Here is an 18,608-nt window from a genome sequence, read left to right on the forward strand (position 1 = left end):
ACCGCGTGACTTCCGGCGTCATGCCGTCCGGAGCAGCTTGTCCGTCATGCCATCCGGTGCGTTTCGCCAGGCGGAAGGGGCGCAGGGCTTTGCGGGGACTCGACCACATTTTCGGAAGCGTCGTCCCAGCGTTACGCGCGACACGCCCAGACCTGCGGCTCGCATCCTGTACCAGCTCACGATCGCCACCGCCGTTATCGATCTGAGATGTTCGCTTATGTCTCCACCTCGCCCCCTGCCCAGGCAGCCGCCTGGCCGAGGCCGGAACGGAAGGACACCTCACATGCGCCCAGCCACCCGAGCAGCCCTCACCACCCTCGCCGTCGCGTGCTGCACCTTCAGCTCGCTGCCGGCCTGGGCGGCGCCGGCCGGGAACGCGCCGTCGTGCGTGACCGTCTGGCAGAACACCGGGACCATCACCAAGACCGGCTACGCCCGCAACGACTGCGGCTACCGGCTCCGACTGAAGATCATCTGGGCGCGTGGGACGGACGGCGCCTGCCAGACCGTGGACCCCGGCGAGACCATCTACTCGCGCGTGCCGCGCGGCGTGCGCACCTTCGACGGAGCCGACACCTGCTGACCGGCTCCCGCGAAAAGGCCGGCCCCACGACGGGGGCCGGCCTTTCGGGTTGCCGACACCGAAGGTCAGCCGTCGGTGACCGGGACTCCCGCCGCGCCCGGCAGGTGAGTGATCACTTCTCCTCCGGCGCGTTCCTGGCCTTGCTGGGCTGGACGCGCTTGGGCTCGCCCGGCATCTTCGGGTAGTTGGGCGGGTAGGGCAGGTCGCCGCGGTCGTCGGCGGCGTACATCTCCAGCAGGGGCTCGATCGAGTACGCCCGGTCGTCGATGGCCGCGTGCACGTCGCCCAGCTTGGCGAAGCGGGCCGGGACGGTGCGGATGTCGAAGTCGCGCGGGTCGGCGTCGGCCAGCTCGTCCCAGGTCAGCGGGGTCGAGACGGGGGCGTGCGGCTGGGCCCGGACGGAGTAGGCGCTGGCGACGGTGCGGTCTCTGGCGTTCTGGTTGAAGTCGATGAAGACGCGGTCGCCGCGCTCCTCCTTCCACCACGCGGTGGTCACCAGGTCGGGATCGCGGGCCTCGACCGCCCTGGCCAGCGCGATGCCGGCGTGACGCACCTGGACGAAGTCCCAGCGGGGCTCGATGCGCACCGCGATGTGCACGCCGCGGTTGCCCGAGGTCTTGACGAACCCCGCCATGCCCAGCTCGTCGAGCACCTCGCGGGTGCGCTCGGCGGCCCGGCGCGCGGCGTCGAACTCCAGGCCGGGCTGCGGGTCGAGGTCGATGCGCAGCTCGTCGGGGTGCTCGACGTCGGCGGCCCGCACCTGCCAGGGGTGGAAGTCGATGGTGCCCAGGTTGGCGCAGTAGGCGATCGCGGCGACCTCGGTGACCCGGAGCGAGTCGGCGGTGCGGCCGCTGGGGAAGGTGACCGTGACCGACTGCAGCCACTCGGGATGCCTGGGCGGCATGCGCTTCTGGTAGATGGCCTCGGTCTGGACGCCGTCGGGATGGCGCTTGATGTTGGTCGGCCGGTCTCTGAGCGCGCGCAGGGCCCCTTCGCCGACGCTCACGTAGTACTCGACCAGCTCCCGCTTTGTCGCCCCGATCTCCGGGAAGTAGACCTTGTCGGGATTGGTGACCTTGACGGTCCGCTCCCCCACCTTGAGCTCTATGAACGGCGATGCCATGCCACCGAACCTACTCCCCCGCACCGACAGAACAGCCGACGACAGAGCCGACAAACAGGGCCGACGACAGGGCCGACGTGAGAGGTGGGCCCGTCCCGGAGCCGCGTCGGTGGCGGGACCGGGGCTCGACGGGACGGACCTAAGATCATCCATCGCCGTTCCGGGCGCTGGCGCGCCACCCGGCCGGCCATCTCGGGTCGCCAGCGGCGCCAGCACGGGCGTGGGCTGTGCCGCTACGGCGAGCCGCGGACGATCTCACCCCTTGGCAGGAGGCGATGACACCCCCTTACCGACAAAGACGCGAATTCGGCCGAGAAAGGATGCTTCACCCTGCGGAGATCTCTTTTTGCCGGATCTCGTAGTCTGGACGCATGGACAAGGTGGTCAAGAGCGAGGCCGAATGGCGGGCCAGGCTCTCTCCTGAGGAGTTCCACGTGCTCAGGGAGGCCGGGACCGAGCGCCCGTTCACGGGGGAGTACGTCGACACCAAGACCGAGGGCGTGTACTCGTGCCGCGCCTGCGGCGCCGAGCTGTTCCGGTCCGACACGAAGTTCGAGTCGCACTGCGGATGGCCGAGCTTCTTCGAGCCGTCGGGGTCGGAGGCGGTGAGGCTGATCGAGGACAACAGTCACGGCATGGTGCGCACGGAGGTGCGCTGCGCCCGCTGCGACTCCCACCTCGGTCACGTCTTCCACGGCGAGGGTTATCCGACGCCGACCGACGACCGTTACTGCATCAACTCGGTCTCGCTGAGGCTCGAACCCAAGGGGTGATCGATCAGCGACAGAGCGTACCGATCGTCCACAAGGGGTAGGGGCCTGCTTGTGGGCCGTGTCCATCTTCGCCACCGCTGGGTGACGATTGAGACGATCGGGCGTGTCGTGACTCAGCGGTGTGAGGTGTGCTCGAAGACGAGGGTCCGGGTGCGCTAGCCCGCCTCGGGGGTTCTCGCGGTTTCCCGGCGCGCGTCAGTTCGGCCGGGGGTACGTGACACGGCAGCTGTGATCGGACGGGCCCAGGATGTTGGCGAGGACGGGGTTCCCGTTCTCGCCGAACTCCGCCTGCACGAACACGATCGGACGCTTCACGCCGTTCGCCCTGAGGTACTCCAGGCCGCGTTTGCACAGCGTGATGGCCGCGGCGGAGTTGTCGGCGCTGTCCGGTAAGTTCGTGTAAATGCGCAGATATCCGCCTACGGTGCGGATGTCCTTGAGGTGTTTCATCGCCTTGTCGCCCCGCCCCCAACGGGCGCGGAAGTACTCGGCGGCCTCCCGATCGGTGTGCCGCGACGGTCCGTCGGCCTTGTAACCGGCCGAGTCGCCGCCCTTGGCCGCGCCCGGGTCGTCGGCCTCGGGCAGGCTGACCTGGGCGTCGCCGGTCTCGGTCTTTCCCAGGACGGTGTCCGGCTTGCCCTGGACGGCGTCCGGCTTCGCGGCGGGGTCGGCGGCGCCGGTCCGGGCGGGCGTCCCTGAGCCGGCGGGGTCGGCGGCGGCCGGCGTGCTCGGCCGATTCTGGCCCTTCGGCAGCTCGCGCGCCTCCGCGGCGCCCTTGCCGCTGGCCGGCGCCCGTCCCGGGTTCGCCGGGACGCCGCCCTCGGCCGCCGGGTCCTGCCGGGCCGTGGCGCCGTCCGCGCCGGCCGGGGCTCCGGAGGCGGCGACCGTCCCGCCGAACGCGCCGTTCAGGCCGAGCAGCAGCGCCACTCCCCCGGCCAGCGCCACCGCGCCCGCGGCCAGGCCCCGTGTTCCCGCACGCCCGCGCCGCCGCCGCCCACGCCGCCCGCGTCCCGCACGCGCCTCCGCCGGGCCGCCGGTCACCCGCGCGTGACCCGTACGCGCCTCAGCCCGGCCGCCGGTGCGAGGCTCCGCCCGGTCGCCGGGCTGCTGGGCGGACGGTGTCGTGTCCCGTAACGCCGCATGACGGCCTGGCGCGCGCCGGCGCCCGGGGCCCTGACCTTCCGCGGACTGTTCCACCCGGCCCTCCTAGCCCCTGCGTGGACCGTGCCACCGACGTCACGCCACCGAAAGGGAATTCACCCTCGATTGTGACAAAGGGGATAGATCACTTCAGGGAGATCGTCAAGTTGGCCCGCGACGTTCCTCGCCGCCCCGGGCCGCCCCGGGCCGCCCCGGGCCGCCGTGACCGCTAGGGCAGGGCCGCGACGAGCTCCTGCACCGGCTTGCGGGCGCCCGTGTAGAACGGGATCTCCACGCGGGTGTGGCGGCGGGCCTGCGCGCCGCGCAGCGTGCGCATCAGGTCGACGATGCGGTGGAGCTCGTCGGCCTCGAACGCCAGCATCCACTCGTAGTCGTTGAGCGAGAAGCAGGCCACGGTGTTGGCCCGCACGTCGGGGTAGTCGCGGGCCATCCGGCCGTGCTCGGCCAGCATCGCCCGCCGCTCGGAGTCCTCCAGCAGGTACCACTCGTAGGAGCGGACGAACGGGTAGACGCTGACGTACGCCCGCGGCTCCTCCTCGGCCAGGAAGGCCGGGATGTGGGACTTGTTGAACTCGGCCGGCCGGTGGAGCGCCATGGCCGACCAGACCGGCCTGCTGTGCCGGCCGAGGCCGGTGCGGCGGAACCGGGAGTAGACGTCCTGGAGGTCCTCGGGCGTGGGCGCGTGCCACCAGAACATGTAGTCGGCGTCGGCACGGAAGCCGGCGACGTCGTAGACCCCCCTGGTCACGACGTCCTTGCCGGCCGCCTGTGCGAGCAGCTCCTCGACCTCGTCGGCCATGTTCTCGCGGTTGCCCGGGACCTGCTCGGTCACCTGGAAGACCGACCACATGGTGTAACGGATCACCTGGTTGAGATCGCGGGCCTTCGGCCGCGGCGCGCCCTCTGTCATGTCCTTCATTCTCCTTCTCGCGACAGGTGGTCCAGAATCCGGGCCGCGGCCGTGCGGGCGGTCGCGATGCAGGCGGGGACGCCGATGCCGTCGTAGGCCGCGCCGCACACGGCGAGCCCGGCGGCGCCCGAGACCGCGGCGCGCACCCTGGCCACCCGGTCGAGGTGGCCCACGTTGTACTGCGGCAGCCCGCCGCCCCAGCGGGTGACCCGGCTGTCGACCGGCAGGCCGCGCACGCCGATCACGTCGGCCAGCTCGGCCGTGGCCAGCGACACCAGCTCGGCGTCGTCGCGCTGGAGCAGGTGCTCCTCGCCGATCCTGCCGACCGAGCAGCGGACGAGCAGCAGGTCCTGGGCCAGGTGGGGCCACTTGACCGAGCTGAACGTCACCGCCTTGACCGGCCGGCCCTCCACCGGCGGCACCAGGTAGCCGCTGCCGGTCGGCGGCTGCGGGAGCGCGTCGATCGGGTAGGCGAGCGTGACGACGGCCATGCTGGCGTACTCGATCCTGGCCAGCTCGGCGGCGGCCTTGGGCACCTCGGCCTTGAGCAGGCGGGCGGCGGCGGGCGCGGGCGTGGCCAGGATGACGGCGTCGGCCTCGATCACCTCGGGCCGCGGCACCGGCCCGGCGACCAGCCGCCAGCCGTGCTCGGTGCGGTGGAGCTCGCGCACGGTCACGCCGGTCCGGACGTCGGCCCCGGACGCCTTGGCCACCGCCTCGGGCAGGCCGCCCAGGCCCTGGCGCAGCGTCGTGAAGACCGGCCCGCCGTTCTTGGGCGCCTCCTCGACGATGTGCCGGGCGGCGCTCAGCAACGAGCGCTCGGCCCTGGCGACGGCCGCGACCTGCGGCATCGTCGCCTCCAGCGACAGCATGTCGGAACGGCCGGCGTAGACCCCGCCGAGCAGCGGCTCGACCAGGCGCTCGACGATCTCACCGCCCATCCTGGCCCGGATGTAGGAGGCCACGGACACGTCGGTGCGCACCAGCGTGGGCGGCAGGACCTGGTCGAGCGGCACCCGCAGCAGGCCGCCGGGCGAGACGATGCCGGACCTGGCCAGCTCCGCCAGGTCGGCAGGCACGCCCATGACGTGCCCCTTCGGCATCTGCCGCAGCGCGCCCCTGGAGTAGACGGCCGACCGCACGGTGCCGGGGAGGACCAGCTCGTCCTCCAGCCCGACGGCCTTGGCCAGCTCGACGCCCTCCGGCCGGCGGGCCAGCATGGCCTCGGCCCCGGCGTCGAGGCTCACCCCCGCGACCTCGGAGGCGTGCAGCTTGCCGCCGAGGCGGGGGCTGCCCTCCAACACGGTCACCTTGACCTGCTCGCTCGTACCCTGACGGAGGAACCACGCGGCCGCCAGGCCGGAGATCCCACCGCCGATGACGACGACGTGCGCCCGTTTCCCTTCCACGTCTCCTGACGCTACCGCCTCGGCAGACCGCCCAGCTGATCGGGGCACGTGACCCTACCGTGATGTATGTCGCCAAACCGGGGTGATCCAGTTTCCGTCATAGGGGCATGAGGAGAATCCGGTTAGGCATCGCGCTCTCGGCCTGCGCCACTCTGCTGCTCGCGGGCTGCGGCGGCGGCAGCGCCGAGATGACGTCGGGCGGCTCGCCCGCGGTGGCCTCGCAGGGCATGGCCGCCCCCGAGTCGCGGGACCTGGCCGCGCCGCAGAAGCAGGCCGCGCCGCAGGACGGCGACAGCGCGGTCTCCGGCGTCAAACTGGCCCAGCGGCAGCTGGACCGGCAGGTGATCTACACCGGCAGCATGACCATACGCGCCAAGCAGGTCACCTCGGCCGCGCAGCAGGCCAAGCAGCTCGTCACGGCGGCGGGCGGCTACCTGTCGAAGGAGGAGGCCGAGTCGGCCGGCGACACCGAGGACTCGGCCCTGCTGGAGTTCAAGATCCCGCCCACCCGGTACGCCGACGTGACCGCCAGGCTGGGCAAGGAGCTGGGCAAGCAGCTCTCGATGACCCAGGGCACCCAGGACGTCACCCTCCAGGTCGCCGACGTCGAGAGCCGGCTGAAGTCGGCGCAGAAGTCGCTGGAGTCGCTGCGCACGCTGCTGAAGAAGGCCGAGACCATCGGGCAGGTGCTGCAGGTGGAGCGGGAGATCAACTCCCGCGAGGCGGACCTGGAGGCGTTGCAGGCGCAGCAGAAGGAGCTGGCCACCCAGGTCGCGATGGCCACGCTGACGCTCCGGCTGGTCGGGCCGGTGACCGTGGTCGAGGACCCGGCCGAGGAGCCGGCGGGCTTCCTCGGCGGGCTGAGGACCGGGTGGGAGGCGCTGGTGTCGTTCACCAAGACGGCGCTGACCGTGGTCGGCGCGCTGCTGCCGTGGCTGCTCGTCCTGGCGCCGCTGGTGGCCGTGGCGGTGTTCCTGGTGCGGCGCAACCGCGCGCGCCGCCCCGCGCGCCCTGCCGAGCCCGAGCCCGCCGAGCCCGGGCCGTCGGCGGCGTGAGGGTCAGGCGCCCGCTTCGTGCACCAGGTCGGTCAGGCGCTTGAGCTGGTCGGGGTCGGTCGAGGGGAGCACGCCGTGGCCGAGGTTGAACACGTGCCCCTCGGCCGCCGCGCCGCGCCGCAGCACCTCGCGGGCCCTGCGCTCCACGACCTCCCACGGCGCGAGCAGGATCGCCGGGTCGAGGTTTCCTTGCAGCGCCTTGCCCGGCCCGACGCGCCGGGCCGCCTCGTCGAGCGGCACCCGCCAGTCGACGCCCACGACGTCGGCCCCGGCCTCGCCGAGCACGCCGAGCAGCTCGCCGGTGCCCACGCCGAAGTGGATGCGGGGCACGCCCGCGACGCCCTCGAAGATGCGCCGGGTGTGGGGCAGGACGAACTCGCGGTAGTCCTCCGGGGCCACCGCGCCCACCCACGAGTCGAACAGCTGGATCGCCGAGGCGCCGGCCGCGATCTGGATGCGCAGGTGCTCCAGCACGATGTCGGACAGGCGTTCCATGAGGGAGTGCCACAGGGCGGGCTCGCCGTACATCATGGCCTTGGTGCGGTCGTGGTTCTTCGACGGGCCGCCCTCGATGAGGTAGGACCCGAGCGTGAAGGGCGCGCCGGCGAAGCCGATCAGCGGGGTGCCGCCCAGCTCGCCGACCAGGGCCGAGATCGCCTCCGTCACGTACGGCACGTCGCCCGGCTCCAGCGGGCGCAGCGCCTCCACGGCCCGCGCGTCGCGGATCGGGTCGGCGACGACCGGGCCGACGCCCGGCTTGATGTCGAGATCGACGCCGATGGCCTTGAGCGGGACGACGATGTCGCTGAAGAAGATGGCCGCGTCGACGCCGTAGCGGCGCACGGGCTGCATGGTGATCTCGACGATCAGGTCGGGCGTCGCGCAGGCGGTGAGCATCGGCACACCCTCGCGGACCTTCAGGTATTCGGGCAGCGATCGCCCGGCCTGCCTCATGTACCAGACCGGGGTGTGCGGGACGGGCTGCCTGCGGCAGGCGCGCAGGAAGGCTGAGTCGGCGAGATTCACCCTCCAAGGGTGCCATGGCACCCGATCGGCCGGGACATCGGCGCGGGGTGACCGGATCGGCCGGGACATCGGCGCGGGGTGTCGGAAAAACATGCATTGGATACCCAAAATCATGATCAGATAGCCAGATGAAGGTTTACCGGTCTGCCCGGCAGCGGCGTCGCACACGGGTCGAACACACCCCATGCCCGCCCAGAGAGCCGGTCTCGACTGGACCAAATGTTCACCAACCCACCGCGCGGCACCGATTCAGCGACCACTTTCGGGACACGCCGAGCGCGTTGCGGGGAATTGTCAGCGGCTCGTGCCAACGTCGGAGCCACGACCCGAAGAAAGGCCCCGGTTCGATGACTGGTGCGATGACCGCGTTGTGGAGTTCCCCGGAGGTTCGCAGCGAGCGCTGTGCTGCCTGCGCCGGCGAGCGGCTGTTCGAGCAGCCGCCCTGCTTCGACGGACACGGTCCTGGCGAGTGCCCGGAATGGGCCTGCGCCGAATGCGGCCACGCGATCCTGCTCGGCTCGGCCGAGACCACCCGACCGGTTCGCCAGCTGGTTACGGCAGCGGCTTGATCACCAAGGATGAGCACCCCCGTGGTCCCCTTCCGTCCGTCCTCGACCTACGCTTCGGCTATGACCCTCGGTGACCAGCCACCGCCGCCCGCCGCGTTCACCCGCGCGGCGCAGAGCCTGCGGCTGTCCGAGGTCAGGCCGGAGATCGAGCTGGAGGACCTCCCCGCGCCGCAGCGGCTGGCCCCCTACTCGGCCGCCATCGGCGCCTCGGTCTACCGCGACGACGACGAGCTCGCGGTCGGCCGGCTGATCCTGCTCTACGACCCCGACGGCCAGCGCGGCTGGGAGGGCCCGTTCCGGCTGGTCGCCTACGTCCGGGCCGACATGGAGCCGGAGATCACTTCCGACCCGCTGCTCGGCCCGGTCGTGTGGAGCTGGCTGACCGAGGCCCTGGAGGCGCACGAAGCCGACTACTCCGCCGCGGGCGGTACCGTGACTAGAGCCGTGTCCGAGGGCTTCGGCAACAAGGCGGAAGACCCGGTCACGACCGAGCTCGAGCTGCGTGCGTCCTGGTCGCCCGCCGAGGAGGATCTGTCCGGCCACGTCGCCGCCTGGTGCGACCTCATGTGCCTGGCGGCGGGGATCCCGCCGCTCCCGCCCGACGTGGCCGCGCTGCCGCGCCGACGTGATGATCCGGAGAGTGACCGTACGAAGTGAGGGCACCAGTCAAGACAGCACCAGCGTCATGAGGTCGGTTAGCTCATGACAGAAGAACGCATCGTCGAGCCCCTGCTCGAACCCCGCGAGGGCATCCCCCCGGTGATCGCCGACGCGCACGGGCTGGCGCGGGTCGTCGACGCCTTCGCCGCGGGCACCGGCCCCGTGGCGGTCGACGCCGAGCGCGCCTCCGGCTACCGCTACGGCAACCGGGCCTACCTGGTCCAGCTCCGCCGGGCCGGCGCCGGCACCGCGTTGATCGACCCGGTCGGCTGCCCCGACCTGTCGGCGCTCGACGCCGCGCTCACCGGCACCGAGGTCGTGCTGCACGCCGCGTCCCAGGACCTGCCGTGCCTGATGGAGGTCGGCTTCAAGCCGCGCGAGATCTTCGACACCGAGCTGGCCGGCCGGCTGCTCGGTTACGAACGCGTCGGGCTCGGCACGATGGTCGAGACCGTGCTCGGGCTGCGGCTGGAGAAGGGCCACTCGGCCGCCGACTGGTCCACCAGGCCGCTGCCGGAGGACTGGCTGCGCTACGCCGCCCTCGACGTCGAGGTGCTGGTCGAGCTGCGCGACATGCTCCACCAGGAGCTGGCCGGGTCGGGGAAGCTGGAGTGGGCGCGCGAGGAGTTCGCGGCCGTGCTCAACACCCCGCCGCCGGCGCCGCGCTCCGACCCGTGGCGGCGTACGTCGGGCATCCACAAGGTGCGCAACGTGCGCGCGCTGGCCATCGTGCGCGAGCTGTGGACCATGCGCGACACGATCGCCAGGGAGAACGACCTGGCCCCCGGCCGGGTGCTGCCCGACGCCGCGATCGTCACCGCCGCCCTTGAGGGGCCCCGCACGAAGAAGGCCCTGACCGAGATCTCGGCCTTCACCGGCCGCAGCGCCCGCCGGTACATGAACGACTGGCTGGCCGCCGTCAACCGGGCGCGGACGTTGTCCGACGGCGAGCTGCCCCAGCCGAGCACGCCCGGCGACGGGCCGCCCCCGCCCAACCGCTGGGCCGACCGCGACCCGGCGGCGGCCAAGCGTCTCGCGGCGGCGCGGGCCGTGGTGGCCGCGCTGGCCGAGGAGCACCGCATGCCCACGGAGAACCTGCTCCAGCCCGACGCGGTGCGCAGGCTCACCTGGGAACCCCCCGCTGAGATCACCGACGAGAGCGTGACCGCGCGGCTGCGGGCGCTCGGGGCGCGTGAGTGGCAGCTCTCGCTCACGGCCCATCCCATCGCCAAGGCGCTGGCCCGGCTCGACGGTTAGCTTTCCCCGCCGGCGTACGGGCGGAGGGCCCGCCTCCGCCCGCCGGCGTCACCGTCCCACTTGACGCTCGGAGGGGGACGGCCGTACGTTTCGGGAAAGCGCTTTCCCCATCCGTTGCCTGAAGGGATCCCCATGAGCGTGCGCACCATCGGCGTCGTGATGAACGGCGTCACCGGACGAATGGGCTATCGCCAGCACCTCGTCCGTTCCGTCCTGGCCATCAACGAGCAGGGCGGCGTCACGCTCTCGGACGGCGACCGGGTCAGGCTGCGCCCGGTCCTGGTCGGCCGGAACGCCGACAAGCTCGCCGACATCGCCGACCGGCACGGGATCCCCGACTTCACCACCGACCTCGACGCCGCCCTCGCCGACGACGACAACCTGATCTACTTCGACGCCCAGGTCACCAGCGCCCGCGTCAAGGCCGTGCTCAAGGCCATCGAGGCGGGCAAGCACGTCTACGCCGAGAAGCCCACGGCCGAGTCGGTGCAGGAGGCCGTCGCGCTGGCCGAGGCCGCCACGGCCAGGGGTGTGAAGAACGGCGTCGTGCAGGACAAGCTGTTCCTGCCGGGCCTGCTCAAGCTGAAGCGGCTGATCGACGGCGGGTTCTTCGGCCGGATCCTGTCGGTGCGCGGCGAGTTCGGCTACTGGGTGTTCGAGGGCGACTGGCAGGAGGCGCAGCGCCCGTCCTGGAACTACCGGGCGCAGGACGGCGGCGGGATCGTGCTCGACATGTTCCCGCACTGGCACTACGTGCTGGAGAACCTGTTCGGCCGGGTCCGGTCGGTCTACGCCAAGGCCGTGACGCACGTCCCTTCCCGGGTGGACGAGCAGGGCCGCGCGTACGAGGCCACCGCGGACGACGCCGCGTACGGCATCTTCGAGCTCGAAGGGGACGTGATCGCGCAGATCAACTCCTCCTGGACGGTCCGCGTGAACCGCGACGAGCTGGTCGAGTTCCAGGTGGACGGCACGCACGGCAGCGCCGTCGCGGGCCTGCGCAACTGCCGCTTCCAGCACCGGGCCGCCACCCCCAAGCCGGTCTGGAACCCCGACCTGCCCGCCACGGCCCGCTTCCGCGACGACTGGCAGGAGGTGCCGGACAACGCCGAGTTCGACAACGGGTTCAAGGTCCAGTGGGCGGCGTTCGTCCGGCACGTGCTGGAGGACGCGCCGTTCCCCAACGACTTCGCCTCGGGGGCGCGCGGCGTGCAGCTCGCCGAGCTGGGCCTGCGCTCGAACGCCGAGGGCCGCCGGATCGAGGTGCCGCAGCTGTGAGAATCGACCTGCCGGGCGGCGCGTACGAGCTGCGCGAGCCGGTGACCTGGCCGGCCTCGGCCGCCCCGGCCGCGAGCCGGGTGGTCTACGCGGCCGCGCACGTCGTCGCCGACCCGCTCGGCGACAACACGCCGGGCTCACCCGCCGCCGTCGACTGGGAGGCCACGCTGCGCTTCCGCCGCCACCTGTGGTCGCACGGCCTGCGGGTGGCCGACGCCATGGACACCGCCCAGCGCAACATGGGCCTGGACTGGGCGGCGACCAGGGAGCTGATCCGGCTCAGCGCCGAGGAGGCGCGCGCCTTCGGCGACCCGGCGGCGCTGGTGGCCTGCGGCGCGGGCACCGACCACGCGCCCGGCGCCGCCGACCTGCACACGATCACCGCCGCGTACGCCGAGCAGGTGGAGGCCGTCCAGGCGGCCGGGGCGGGCGTGATCGTGATGGCCTCCCGGCAGCTGGCCGGGGTGGCGGCCGGGCCCGCCGACTACCACCAGGTGTACGGCAAGGTCCTCGGCCTGGCCGACCGCCCGGTGATCCTGCACTGGCTGGGCGAGATGTTCGACCCGCAACTCGCCGGCTACTGGGGCGCGCCGGACGTGGACGCGGCGACGGAGTCGTTCCTGGAGCTGGTCCACGCCCACGCCGCCGTGGTGGACGGCGTCAAGGTGTCGCTGCTGGACGAGGAGCACGAGGTGCGGCTGCGCGCCGCGCTCCCCGAGGGCGTCCGGCTCTACACCGGCGACGACTTCAACTACCCCTCCCTCATCAGGTCGGGCTCGCACGCGCTGCTCGGCATCTTCGACGCGATCGCCCCGGCCGCCGCCGCCGCCCTGCGCGAGCTGGACGCCGCCGAAGCAACCAGTGGCGAGGAGGCGGCCCGCCACCTGGCCCGCTACGACGAGATCCTGGCCCCCACGGTCGCCCTGTCGCGGAAGATCTTCGAGGCGCCGACGTACCACTACAAGACCGGCATCGTCTTCCTGGCCTGGCTCAACGGCCACCAGGACGCGTTCGCCATGGTGAACGGCGCCCAGTCGGCGCGCTCGCTGCGCCACCTGGCGGAGGTGTTCAGGCTGGCCGACCGGGCCGGGCTGCTGGCCGACCAGGAGCTGGCCGTGCGCAGGATGACGGCGCTGCTGGCGGTGAACGGCCTGTGAGCCTGTCGCTGAACCAGTGGACGACCAGGCGCTGGTCGGTCGCCGAGGCCGTGGACGGCTGCGCGCGGCACGGCCTGGAGGCGATCGGGCTGTGGCGCGAGAAGGTGGCCGAGGAGGGGCTCGCGCGCAGCGCCAAGCTGGTGCGCGAGGCCGGGCTGCGGGTGTCCTCGCTGTGCCGGGGCGGCTTCCTCACGGCGGGCGGGCTGCCCGGCGAGGAGGGGCGGCGCGCGTTCGAGCGGGCGCTCGACGACAACCGGCGGGCCGTGGACGAGGCGGCCGAGCTGGCGGCCGCGTGCCTGGTGATGGTGGTCGGCGGGCTGCCGGGGGTGCGGCCGGGCGAGCCGCTGCCGTCCGGTTTCTCCAAGGACGTCGCCGGTGCGCGGGAGCGGGTCGCCGAGGCGCTGTCGGTGCTGGCGCCCTACGCCGGCGAGCGCGGCGTCAGGCTGGCGCTGGAGCCGCTGCATCCGATCTACTGCCCCGACCGGGCGGTGCTGTCCACGCTGGGCCAGGCGCTCGACCTCAGCCTGCCCTACCCGGAGGAGCAGGTCGGGGTGGTGGTGGACACCTTCCACGTGTGGTGGGACCCCAGGCTGGCCGAGGACGTCGCGCGGGCCGGGCGGCGCATCGCGTCGTACCAGGTGTGCGACTACCTGCACCCGCTGCCCGCCGACGTGCTGCTCGGGCGGGGCATGATGGGCGACGGGGTGATCGATTTCGCGCCGATCACCCGGGCCGTGCTGGCCGCCGGGTACGCGGGCGACATCGAGGTCGAGATCTTCAACGCCGACGTCTGGGCGGCCGACCCGGACGAGGTGCTGGCCACGATGAAGGCCCGCTACGCCGAGCTGGTGGTCTAGACGCGGCCGGGGTCGATCGCGCCGTCGAGGGTGAGGGCGGCTTCGAGCAGGAAGTAGTCGCCCCAGACCAGCTCGTGGGCGGTGGCCAGGCCCTTGCGCCGGTCGTAGCAGCCGTCCACCAGGCCGCCGTGCTCGTTGAGGTGGTCGCGGGCCAGCGCGTCCAGCGTGCGGGCGGCCTGCTCGCGGTAGCCGTCCTTGGCCAGCGGCGCGAGCTTGGCCAGGGCGGCGGCGGCGATCGCGGTGGCCGAGGTGTCGCGGGGCGCGGCGGGGATGCCGGGGTCGTCGAAGTCCCAGTAGCAGATCAGGTCGGACGGGACGTGGGCCAGGTACCAGTCGGCGACCTCGGTGGCCGGGCCGATGAACTCGGCCGACAGGTGGGCGGCCTGGGCCAGGCCCAGCATGGCCCACGCCTGCGCGCGGGCCCAGGTGCTGGTAGGAGAGGAGCCGTTGACGGCGCCGGCCGAGGTCTGGGCGACCGAGCCGTCCTCCCGTACGCACATGGCGTAGCCGGTGCGGGCGTGGGACTCGGCCATCACCAGCAGCTCGCGGGCTCCGGTGCGTTCGCAGGCGAAGGCCAGCAGCGGGACGGTGCCGGGCAGGCCGTCCACGCAGGCGCCGGGGCGCGGCCAGCCGTATTTGACGACGTCCTCCTCCTGGGGTGGCAGCAGGCCGGCCAGCGGGTCGAAGCCGATGCTCAGCGACCGGGCGGCGGCCACGGCGGTCGTGGCGCCGGGGTCCTCGTCGCCGGCGAGCACGGCCGGGAGCGCGGCGCCGTACCAGAACAACATGCCGCGCAGCAGCGTGGGGGCGTCGGTGCGGGCGGCCAGCCGCTCGGCGACCTGGCCGGCGGCGCGGGCGTAGCGGGGCTCGCCGGTGGCGGCCGCGGCCAGGGACAGCAGGCCGCCCCAGAAGCCGCCGCACCAGTCTCCGTCCTCGGACCAGGTCCATTCGCCCGTCACGGGGTCGGCGTAGAGGGGGAAGCGTCCTTGAGACTGCGCGAGGGTCCCGCCGACCCTGCGCACCAGCTCTGTGACCAGCATGGAACCGCCTCATCCGGAAACGTGATGCCTCCTCCGGTTACCCGGGGCGGCACGGGCTTAACGGGACGCGTCCCAGACGATCAGGTGGCGCCGCAGCAACAACCGGCGGAACCGGCAGCCGGGGGCGCGGGACGAGCCGGGTGGGATCAGGCTGAGCACCAGCCGCTGGTAGTGCACGTTGTGATTCCAGTACGGATCGGGCACCTGATCACCATAATGCTCTAAAGGGTCACCGTGCCCGCCGCTCCGTCGACGGTGATCTCCTGGCCCGTGGCGATGCGGCCGGTGGCGTCGCGGACGCCGACGACGGCGGGGATGCCGTACTCGCGGGCCACCACGGCGCCGTGCGACATGGCGCCGCCCATCTCCATCACCAGGCCGCCTGCCGTGAGGAACAGCGGGGTCCAGCCGGGGTCGGTCGAGGGGCAGACCAGGATCTCGCCCGGTTCGAGGTGGGCGCCGTTCGGGTCGAGCACCACTCTGGCGAGGCCGGTGACCGTGCCGGCCGAGGCCGCCGTGCCGGTCAGCGCGCCGTCGGGGACGGGTCCGGCCAGGGCCTCGGGCTCGGTGCCGTCGGAGAGCATGATCCGGGGCACGTGCCGGCGGCGCGACTCCCGCTCGTACGCCGTCCGCCGCTCGCGCACCAGGTCGCGCAGGTCGCCGCCGGACAGGGCGGACCTGGCCTCCTCCAGGCGCAGGAAGTACACGTCGGCGGCGTCGTCCAGGACGCCGGCGGCGACCAGGTGCTCCCCCACCGCGCGCAGGCTGTGCCGGACGGCGGCGATGGCCCTGACCGCGTGGTACTTGGGCAGTTCGCGCAGCCCCGCGTACGCCCGGGTGCGGCCGAGCGCGAAGCGCACCACGGGAGCCCGCCACCGGCCCCTGCGGGCGGCCAGCGCGGCGACCCGCTCGACCTCCTCCCGCGCCGCCCGCGCGCTCCCGGCGAACAGCGCGTCGGGGGCGAGGGCGGAGCCGGCGTCCATGCGCAGGTAGTTGGCCAGTACGCCGAGGATGTGCGTGGGGTCGTCGGACCAGCGGGGCACGCCGACGTCGATCTCGGCCACGCCGCGGTGGCCGTACCGGCCGAGGAAGGCGGCGAGCTCCTTCTGGGCCCGCGGCGGCAGCTCGCCGGCCCGGTAGCGGCGGGCCAGCTCGGCCGCGGGCGCCTCACGGAACGCCTCGGGCTCGACGCGGCCGGCCAGGTCCCACAGTTCCAGGTCCATCTCGGTGGTCGGGTTGTTCGGGACGCCGCGCAGGACGTCCTGCAGGTCGCCCACCCGCGTGCCGGAGAGCCGGGCGGCCAGGCCGAGCAGGGCGTAGCCGGTGATCACGATCGGCATGATCGAGACGATGGCCGGGAACGTCCCGGCGAGCAGGCGTTCGGCGTGGTCGAGGCGCTGGGCGGGGGTGGCGCCGGGCGGCGGTTCGAGCCTGCGGTCCAGCTCCTCGCCGACGCGGGCGGCGTGGGCGAGCGCCCTGGCCGGGCTCAGCAGCGCGTCGCGGACCCGCGCCGGCGCGTGCACGCGGCGCGCGAAGCGGCGCAGCCCGCGCAGGAACGGGCGCGGCGAGGTCTGGACGACCGACAGCCGCGGGTCGCCCGCCAGCTCCCGCACGACGGCCGCGGCCCGCGCCTCCCCCAGGGGCATCATGCGGGTCAGGACCGCCCGGCCGGTACGGCTGCGCAGCGGCGTGGTCAGGTCGATCCACAACCGCTGCCCCGCCTCGGACAGGAACGCCGGGCCGTCGAGCCGGTCGGCGGGCGCGTGCCCGAACAGGGCCGCCGCCCCCGAGGCGACCAGGTTGAACACCGACACCCCCATCGGCGTGAACGGCCCCATCACGCCCTGGGCGACGTTGAGCGACAGGTGGACGCGCAGGCCGGGCCCGGCCGGCCGGGGCAGCGGATGGAGGGTGGTGATCGGCCTGGCCTGGGTGAGCCAGAGCGTGCCGTCCTGGCCGATGGCCCACTCGGTGTCCTGCGGCGTGCCGTAGTGGTCCTCGACGCGCGCGCCGAGCTCGGCCAGGGCGAGCACCTGCGCGTCGGTCAGGCACAGACCCCCGGCGGCGGTCTCGACGCGTTCGACGCCGCCGCCGGGCAGCGGCCGGACGGCCGGCTTCGGGCCGCCCGCCCGCCGTTCCAGCACCTCGCCGCCCGAGACGACGAACCGGTCGGGATCGACGGCTCCGGAGACGACCGCCTCGCCGAGTCCGGGGGCGGCGTCGAGGACGGTCTCGCGCCGCCTGCCGGTCACCGGATTGGCGGTGAACATCACCCCGGCCACCCGCGCGTCCACCATCACCTGGACGACCACCGCGAGCCGGACGCCGGCGTGGCCGACGCCGCTCGCCTCCCGGTAGGCCACGGCCCGGTCGCTCCACAGCGAGGCCCAGCAGCGGCGCACGGCGTCGAGCACCGCCTCGGCGCCCACCACGTTGAGGAAGGTGTCCTGCTGGCCGGCGAAGCTGGCGAACGGCAGGTCCTCCGCCGTGGCCGAGGAGCGCACGGCCACCGGGACGTCCGCGCCGAGCCGCGCGTAGGACGTCACGATCGCCTCGCGCACCGGGGCGGGCATCTCGGCCCGCAGCAGGTGGCGCCTGGCCCGCGCGGCGAGCCCGTCGTCCGGGGCGAGGTCGAGCCCGGCGGCGACCTGCCGGTAGGCGTCGGTGGTCAGGGCCCAGCCGGGCGGGACGGGCAGGCCGGCGCGGGTCAGCTCGCCGAGGTTGGCGGCCTTTCCGCCCACTTCGGCGAGCATCGTGGCGTCGATCTCGGAGAGGTCGAGTGTGGTCCTCATGGAAGGCACCCCTTCTCCGGAGTCTGCCACAAATTCACCAACTGTTGAACAGCGGCTTCCCGTCCAGTTCCCAGGCCGGGTCGAGCGGCACGCCGAGCAGGGCCAGCGCGGTCGGGCCGACGTCCACCAGGCGGGGCTCGGCCAGCGGGCGGCCGCCGAGGTCCGCGTCCAGCCGGTTCGCGATGACGAACACCGTGCGCTCCTCGGCCGAGGTGCCGCCGTGGCCGCCCTCGTCCACGTGGCCGTGGTCGGTGGTGACCAGCACGGTCCAGCTCTCCCCCGGACGGGCGCGGACGGCGTCGAGCAGGCGGCCGAGGTAGGCGTCCTGGGCGTGCAGGGCGGCGGCGTACTCGGGGCAGTGGGGGCCGAGGGCGTGGGCCACCTCGTCGGTGTCGCCGAGATAGACGAAGGCGAGGTCGGGGCCGGTCTCGGCGAGGTGGCGCTCGGCGGCGTCGGCGATCTGCCGGTCGGCGGCGGTCCAGGTGAGGGCGTAGCCGTCCAGGACCATGCGGTGGTCGATGGCGGGGCCGAACGCGCCGTGCTCGCCGAGGGCGGCCCAGGAGAGGAAGGCGGCGGTCACGAGGTCGGGGCGGGCATTCTTCGCACGACTCAAAAAGTCCGGAAATTTCGTGAACTGGGGGCTGGTGAAGCTGTTGTCCACGACGCCGTGTTTGTCGGGCCAGGCGCCCGTGGCGATCGACGACCAGCCGGGGCCCGAGTCCGTGCGCGACCTGATCACGCGGCCCGCCGCCGGCGGCTCCGCAGCCTTGGGCACGACCTCGCCGGGCGACTCCGTCCTGGGGGCCGCCGCCTCGCCGTACGGGAGCTTGCTGGTGCCGTACGCGCCGGAGGCCATCAGCGACGACAGGACCGGCGGGGCCAGGGCGACGAGCCGGTCGAAGCGCAGGCCGTCCATGCCGACCACGAGGACTTTGTTCTTGTTAAGGGGCATTCCCCT

17 protein-coding genes are annotated in these 18,608 nt (G+C 73.2%); 8 read left to right on the forward strand and 9 right to left on the reverse strand.

Features of this window, described 5'->3' with window-relative positions:
* Positions 1-283 precede the first annotated feature (283 nt).
* Positions 284-583: a hypothetical protein gene (locus ACIBQ6_RS32685; protein WP_358284770.1), complete on the forward strand. Its 300-nt coding sequence runs from the start codon at positions 284-286 to the stop codon at positions 581-583.
* Between the two features lie 112 nt (positions 584-695).
* Here the strand turns inward: ACIBQ6_RS32685 and ligD are convergent, their stop codons facing one another.
* Positions 696-1,706 (reverse strand): non-homologous end-joining DNA ligase, encoded by a 1,011-nt coding sequence (gene ligD, locus ACIBQ6_RS32690; protein WP_364328479.1) that lies wholly within the window; start codon positions 1,704-1,706, stop codon positions 696-698.
* A 371-nt stretch (positions 1,707-2,077) separates the two neighbouring features.
* Here ligD and msrB point away from each other — a divergent pair, with 371 nt between their 5' ends.
* Complete coding sequence (msrB, locus tag ACIBQ6_RS32695) at positions 2,078-2,479, forward strand: peptide-methionine (R)-S-oxide reductase MsrB (RefSeq protein ID WP_352325044.1); 402 nt, start codon at positions 2,078-2,080, stop codon at positions 2,477-2,479.
* A 195-nt stretch (positions 2,480-2,674) separates the two neighbouring features.
* Here the strand turns inward: msrB and ACIBQ6_RS32700 are convergent, their stop codons facing one another.
* From ACIBQ6_RS32700 to hemG, 3 genes are all read right to left on the reverse strand, one after another.
* Positions 2,675-3,520: a hypothetical protein gene (locus ACIBQ6_RS32700; protein WP_397216555.1), complete on the reverse strand. Its 846-nt coding sequence runs from the start codon at positions 3,518-3,520 to the stop codon at positions 2,675-2,677.
* A 328-nt stretch (positions 3,521-3,848) separates the two neighbouring features.
* Positions 3,849-4,550: a hydrogen peroxide-dependent heme synthase gene (hemQ, locus tag ACIBQ6_RS32705; protein ID WP_352365611.1), complete on the reverse strand. Its 702-nt coding sequence runs from the start codon at positions 4,548-4,550 to the stop codon at positions 3,849-3,851.
* A gap of 5 nt (positions 4,551-4,555) precedes the next feature.
* Positions 4,556-5,959, reverse strand: coding sequence for a protoporphyrinogen oxidase (gene hemG / locus ACIBQ6_RS32710; RefSeq protein ID WP_358284764.1), 1,404 nt, complete (start codon positions 5,957-5,959; stop codon positions 4,556-4,558).
* Positions 5,960-6,066: 107 nt separating this feature from the next.
* On the opposite strand from hemG, the gene ACIBQ6_RS32715 reads away from it, so the two are divergent.
* Positions 6,067-7,014, forward strand: coding sequence for a DUF4349 domain-containing protein (locus ACIBQ6_RS32715; RefSeq protein ID WP_397216557.1), 948 nt, complete (start codon positions 6,067-6,069; stop codon positions 7,012-7,014).
* A gap of 3 nt (positions 7,015-7,017) precedes the next feature.
* Here ACIBQ6_RS32715 and hemE read toward each other — a convergent pair whose 3' ends face one another.
* Complete coding sequence (gene hemE / locus ACIBQ6_RS32720; protein ID WP_397163606.1) at positions 7,018-8,040, reverse strand: uroporphyrinogen decarboxylase; 1,023 nt, start codon at positions 8,038-8,040, stop codon at positions 7,018-7,020.
* A gap of 629 nt (positions 8,041-8,669) precedes the next feature.
* On the opposite strand from hemE, the gene ACIBQ6_RS32725 reads away from it, so the two are divergent.
* The 5 genes from ACIBQ6_RS32725 to ACIBQ6_RS32745 all read left to right on the forward strand — a co-directional run bounded on the left by ACIBQ6_RS32725 (position 8,670) and on the right by ACIBQ6_RS32745 (position 13,818).
* Positions 8,670-9,266: a DUF3000 domain-containing protein gene (locus ACIBQ6_RS32725; RefSeq protein ID WP_352365603.1), complete on the forward strand. Its 597-nt coding sequence runs from the start codon at positions 8,670-8,672 to the stop codon at positions 9,264-9,266.
* Positions 9,267-9,311: 45 nt separating this feature from the next.
* Positions 9,312-10,526, forward strand: a complete 1,215-nt coding sequence (locus ACIBQ6_RS32730) for an HRDC domain-containing protein (protein WP_397216559.1) — start codon at positions 9,312-9,314, stop codon at positions 10,524-10,526.
* A gap of 132 nt (positions 10,527-10,658) precedes the next feature.
* Positions 10,659-11,804, forward strand: coding sequence for a Gfo/Idh/MocA family oxidoreductase (locus tag ACIBQ6_RS32735; RefSeq protein WP_358284758.1), 1,146 nt, complete (start codon positions 10,659-10,661; stop codon positions 11,802-11,804).
* Positions 11,801-12,961, forward strand: a complete 1,161-nt coding sequence (locus tag ACIBQ6_RS32740; RefSeq protein WP_397216561.1) for a DUF993 family protein — start codon at positions 11,801-11,803, stop codon at positions 12,959-12,961. The genes ACIBQ6_RS32735 and ACIBQ6_RS32740 overlap by 4 nt, the downstream gene beginning before the upstream one ends.
* Entirely contained in the window at positions 12,958-13,818 is an 861-nt protein-coding gene (locus ACIBQ6_RS32745; protein ID WP_358284754.1) for a sugar phosphate isomerase/epimerase, read from the forward strand. Before ACIBQ6_RS32740 ends, ACIBQ6_RS32745 begins: the two co-directional genes overlap by 4 nt.
* Here the strand turns inward: ACIBQ6_RS32745 and ACIBQ6_RS32750 are convergent.
* From ACIBQ6_RS32750 to ACIBQ6_RS32765, 4 genes are read right to left on the reverse strand one after another with little or no spacing between them, the layout of a single operon-like run.
* Positions 13,815-14,858 carry a glycoside hydrolase family 88 protein gene (locus tag ACIBQ6_RS32750; RefSeq protein ID WP_397216563.1) on the reverse strand — a complete coding sequence of 348 codons (1,044 nt, stop codon included), beginning with the start codon at positions 14,856-14,858 and terminating at the stop codon, positions 13,815-13,817. The two genes, ACIBQ6_RS32745 and ACIBQ6_RS32750, sit on opposite strands and share 4 nt — an antisense overlap.
* 57 nt (positions 14,859-14,915) lie before the next feature.
* Positions 14,916-15,062 carry a hypothetical protein gene (locus ACIBQ6_RS32755; RefSeq protein ID WP_397216565.1) on the reverse strand — a complete coding sequence of 49 codons (147 nt, stop codon included), beginning with the start codon at positions 15,060-15,062 and terminating at the stop codon, positions 14,916-14,918.
* Between the two features lie 17 nt (positions 15,063-15,079).
* Positions 15,080-17,650, reverse strand: a complete 2,571-nt coding sequence (locus tag ACIBQ6_RS32760; protein WP_397216567.1) for a PEP/pyruvate-binding domain-containing protein — start codon at positions 17,648-17,650, stop codon at positions 15,080-15,082.
* A gap of 34 nt (positions 17,651-17,684) precedes the next feature.
* Entirely contained in the window at positions 17,685-18,602 is a 918-nt protein-coding gene (locus ACIBQ6_RS32765; RefSeq protein ID WP_397216569.1) for an alkaline phosphatase family protein, read from the reverse strand.
* Between the last annotated feature and the right edge of the window lie 6 nt (positions 18,603-18,608).

Origin of the sequence: Nonomuraea sp. NPDC049655 (assembly GCF_044465465.1) — a bacterium.
GTDB lineage: Bacteria > Actinomycetota > Actinomycetes > Streptosporangiales > Streptosporangiaceae > Nonomuraea.

What these genes read in the sequence shown, in the direction of transcription:
- ligD (WP_364328479.1), bottom strand. Translation starts at nt 1,706, where the DNA reads ATGGCATCGCCGTTCATAGAGCTCAAGGTGGGGGAGCGGACCGTCAAG.
- msrB (WP_352325044.1), top strand. Translation starts at nt 2,078, where the DNA reads ATGGACAAGGTGGTCAAGAGCGAGGCCGAATGGCGGGCCAGGCTCTCT.
- ACIBQ6_RS32725 (WP_352365603.1), top strand. Translation starts at nt 8,670, where the DNA reads ATGACCCTCGGTGACCAGCCACCGCCGCCCGCCGCGTTCACCCGCGCG.
- ACIBQ6_RS32685 (WP_358284770.1), top strand. Translation starts at nt 284, where the DNA reads ATGCGCCCAGCCACCCGAGCAGCCCTCACCACCCTCGCCGTCGCGTGC.
- ACIBQ6_RS32730 (WP_397216559.1), top strand. Translation starts at nt 9,312, where the DNA reads ATGACAGAAGAACGCATCGTCGAGCCCCTGCTCGAACCCCGCGAGGGC.
- ACIBQ6_RS32715 (WP_397216557.1), top strand. Translation starts at nt 6,067, where the DNA reads ATGAGGAGAATCCGGTTAGGCATCGCGCTCTCGGCCTGCGCCACTCTG.
- hemQ (WP_352365611.1), bottom strand. Translation starts at nt 4,550, where the DNA reads ATGACAGAGGGCGCGCCGCGGCCGAAGGCCCGCGATCTCAACCAGGTG.
- ACIBQ6_RS32760 (WP_397216567.1), bottom strand. Translation starts at nt 17,650, where the DNA reads ATGAGGACCACACTCGACCTCTCCGAGATCGACGCCACGATGCTCGCC.
- ACIBQ6_RS32765 (WP_397216569.1), bottom strand. Translation starts at nt 18,602, where the DNA reads ATGCCCCTTAACAAGAACAAAGTCCTCGTGGTCGGCATGGACGGCCTG.
- ACIBQ6_RS32735 (WP_358284758.1), top strand. Translation starts at nt 10,659, where the DNA reads ATGAGCGTGCGCACCATCGGCGTCGTGATGAACGGCGTCACCGGACGA.
- ACIBQ6_RS32750 (WP_397216563.1), bottom strand. Translation starts at nt 14,858, where the DNA reads ATGCTGGTCACAGAGCTGGTGCGCAGGGTCGGCGGGACCCTCGCGCAG.